The organism is Lutibacter sp. (assembly GCF_041596795.1).
GTDB lineage: Bacteria > Bacteroidota > Bacteroidia > Flavobacteriales > Flavobacteriaceae > Lutibacter.
The window spans coordinates 1-2,881 of record NZ_JBFHHX010000244.1 but is presented as its reverse complement, the minus strand read 5'-3'; the positions used below and the strand labels follow the sequence as shown (position 1 = coordinate 2,881).

At 29.3% G+C, this 2,881-nt stretch carries 5 protein-coding genes; 1 reads left to right on the top strand and 4 read right to left on the bottom strand.

Annotated elements, in window-relative coordinates; all coding sequences use genetic code 11:
* Together rpmB and ABY298_RS15860 are read right to left on the bottom strand one after the other, a co-directional pair.
* Positions 1-94 (bottom strand): 50S ribosomal protein L28 (rpmB, locus tag ABY298_RS15865; protein ID WP_372747019.1); only part of this gene is annotated, 94 nt, incomplete at its 3' end.
* Between the two features lie 80 nt (positions 95-174).
* Complete coding sequence (locus ABY298_RS15860) at positions 175-1,419, bottom strand: competence/damage-inducible protein A (protein WP_372747018.1); 1,245 nt, start codon at positions 1,417-1,419, stop codon at positions 175-177.
* 101 nt (positions 1,420-1,520) lie between these two features.
* Here ABY298_RS15860 and ABY298_RS15855 point away from each other — a divergent pair, with 101 nt between their 5' ends.
* A complete protein-coding gene (locus ABY298_RS15855; protein WP_372747017.1) occupies positions 1,521-1,934 on the top strand; it encodes a hypothetical protein in 414 nt (137 codons plus the stop codon).
* A 37-nt stretch (positions 1,935-1,971) separates the two neighbouring features.
* On the opposite strand, the gene ABY298_RS15850 is transcribed toward ABY298_RS15855, so the two are convergent.
* Both ABY298_RS15850 and ABY298_RS15845 read right to left on the bottom strand, forming a co-directional pair.
* Positions 1,972-2,583 (bottom strand): fumarylacetoacetate hydrolase family protein, encoded by a 612-nt coding sequence (locus ABY298_RS15850; protein WP_372747016.1) that lies wholly within the window; start codon positions 2,581-2,583, stop codon positions 1,972-1,974.
* An 81-nt stretch (positions 2,584-2,664) separates the two neighbouring features.
* A partial coding sequence (locus ABY298_RS15845) for an enoyl-CoA hydratase-related protein (RefSeq protein WP_372747015.1) occupies positions 2,665-2,881 on the bottom strand: 217 nt, incomplete at its 5' end.

The window sequence follows — 2,881 nt, the reverse complement described above, 5'->3', positions numbered from 1 at the left end:
TAGCGTCAAATTTTCTTTTAGTTTTATTCATGGCATGAGAAACATTGTTTCCAACCATTGCTTTTTTTCCAGTAAGTTCACAAACTCTTGACATATTTCTGTACCTTTATTTAGTGTTTTCTCAAACGAGATGCAAAATTAGAATATTCCTTCTAAATACACAAACTTATTTTACTAGTTTTTTAAAATTTCTTTTCTAATCATTTCCAACGCCTTGTTTGTGGCTCTTTCAATTACCTTTTCACGAGGCTTTCCAAAGAAAAATTCTTCTGAATAAACACCTGAAGCTGTAGCAATTGCAATAAAAACCGTTCCAACAGAAGTATCTGTATCATCAGTTGTTGGACCTGCATTACCTGTAGTGGCAATTGCATAGTTTGTTTGATACTTTTGTTGAATTCCTTGTGCCATTGCTTCCGCAACTTGACTACTTACTACCGAAAACTCATCAATTAACTGCTTATCAACACCTAATTCATTTATTTTTATACTTGAATTATACGCAATAACGCCTCCAATAAAATAATTAGACGCTCCGGGTATTGCTGTTATTCTTTTACAAATTGATCCACCTGTGCAACTTTCAGCAATAGCTAAGGTTTTATTTTTCTCCTTTAACAACTCTCCTATAACCACTTCAATGGTTTCTCCTTCATCAAAACCAACAATAATATCAGAAATTATTACCGATAATTTTTCTACTTCATTTTTAATAGCACTTTCTAAAACTTCTTTATTAGTTCCTTTTGCAGATAAACGTAAACGAACATTTCCAAATGATGGTAAATAGGCTAATTTTATAAATTTTGGTAAATTATCTTCCCAATCTTCTATTCTTGCCGCAACCATGCTCTCTCCCATTCCATACGTTAAAATAGTTTTATGTAAAATATACGGTAAATTAAAAGTTTCTTTAATTTTTGGTAAAACACTTAAACTCATTAAGGTTTTCATTTCAAATGGAACTCCTGGTAAAGAAATTACAACTTTTTTATTAGTTTCAAACCACATTCCAGGCGCTGTTCCCACTGTATTAAATAAAGGAGTACATAAGGACGGTACTAACCCTTGGTTTTTATTTACTTCGGTAAATGGATAATTAATTTTAGCAAACATTGCTTTAATATGTTCAACAACATTATTATTTAATTTTAATGTATCGTTAAAATATTCGGCTAAAGTAAGTTTTGTAATATCGTCTTTAGTGGGTCCTAATCCCCCGGTTAAAATAACAATATCAACATTTGATTGTGCATTTTTAAGGGTTGCTAAAATATGTTCTTTATCATCTTGAACGGAGGTGATTTGGTAAACTGACACTCCAATTTTATTTAATTCTGTAGCTATAAACTTAGAATTTGAATCTAAAATTTGTCCAATTAAAATTTCATCACCTATGGTAATAATTTCTGCCTGCATTTTTTTTTAATAATTTTTGATAAAAATACTAATTACAACGCAACCTTTTAGTTAATTTCGCATCTAATAATTAACTAAGAAAATCTAAAATCTACCGTGCTATGAATACAACTAACGAAATGACTGACCGAGAATTATTAAAACAAATAGAAAATTGCACTTTTCCACCAGAATTATTTACACATGAGATAATGTTAAGAATGTCTTGGATTTTAAATCAAAAATATGATTTGGAAACTGCAATTAAGAAAAACTGTGAGATTAAAGAGAATTATTTTATTAATGCGTTGCATAGCAATAAATTTAATATCACTTTAACAAAAGCATATACAGAAATTACACGTCACTTCATGGAAAACTCTTCAGTTAAAACTTTTGATAAGTTGCTAAAAGAATTTCCAAGGTTACAATATAATTTTAAAGATTTGGTAAAAACGCACTTTGGATACAATATTTTAAAAATCCATAGAAAAGAGGAACCAAATATACCAAGACCAATATTATTTACTTTTTAATAAAAAAACTCCAAATTTAAATATGGAGTTTTTTTATTTATTTTATTTTTACTTCAAAAGCTTTTTTGCCGTAAATTGTGCCAATTAGCACATCGTTTTCTTGAACTTTACCAACACCTTCTGGCGTTCCTGTAAAAATAACATCTCCTTTTTTTAATGTAAAAAACTGAGATACATAGGCTACCAATTCATCTACTTTCCACAACATAAATTTACTATTTCCTTTTTGAACCATTTCATTGTTTTTATGAAGCGAAAAACTAAGATCTAGTAAATTACCCAATTGCTCTTTAGGATAAAATTCACCAATTACAGCACTTCCATCAAAAGCTTTAGACTTTTCCCAAGGCAAACCTTTATCTTTTAACTTATTTTGTAAATCACGTGCTGTAAAATCTATTCCTAATCCAATTTCATCATAATATTTATGAGCAAACTTCTCATCTATATATTTTCCAACTTTATTAATTTTTACCAAAATCTCCACTTCATAATGAAGATCATTTGAAAATGGTGGAATAAAAAAAGGTTGATTTTTTGCTAAAATTGCAGAATCTGGTTTTAAAAATATTACGGGCTCTGTTGGCTTTTCACTTTGCAATTCTTCAATATGCTTTGTGTAATTGCGCCCTATACATATAATTTTCATAGATATATGTTTTATTATTGATTTTGGTTATATGTTGAAGTATTAAATTTAAAACTCCTAATTTTTAATTCACTCCTATTATTAAGGTAAATATTTTTTTTCAAAGTTTGGTTTACGCTTTTCTAAAAAGGCATTTCTACCTTCGGTGGCTTCATCGGTCATATACGCTAAACGTGTTGCTTCGCCTGCAAAAACTTGTTGCCCAACCATTCCATCATCAGTTAAATTCATAGCAAACTTTAACATTTTTATAGAAGTTGGTGATTTTGCTAAAATTTCTTGCGCCCATTCATAGGCT

What these genes read in the sequence shown, in the direction of transcription:
- ABY298_RS15855 (WP_372747017.1), top strand. Translation starts at nt 1,521, where the DNA reads ATGAATACAACTAACGAAATGACTGACCGAGAATTATTAAAACAAATA.
- ABY298_RS15850 (WP_372747016.1), bottom strand. Translation starts at nt 2,583, where the DNA reads ATGAAAATTATATGTATAGGGCGCAATTACACAAAGCATATTGAAGAA.
- ABY298_RS15860 (WP_372747018.1), bottom strand. Translation starts at nt 1,419, where the DNA reads ATGCAGGCAGAAATTATTACCATAGGTGATGAAATTTTAATTGGACAA.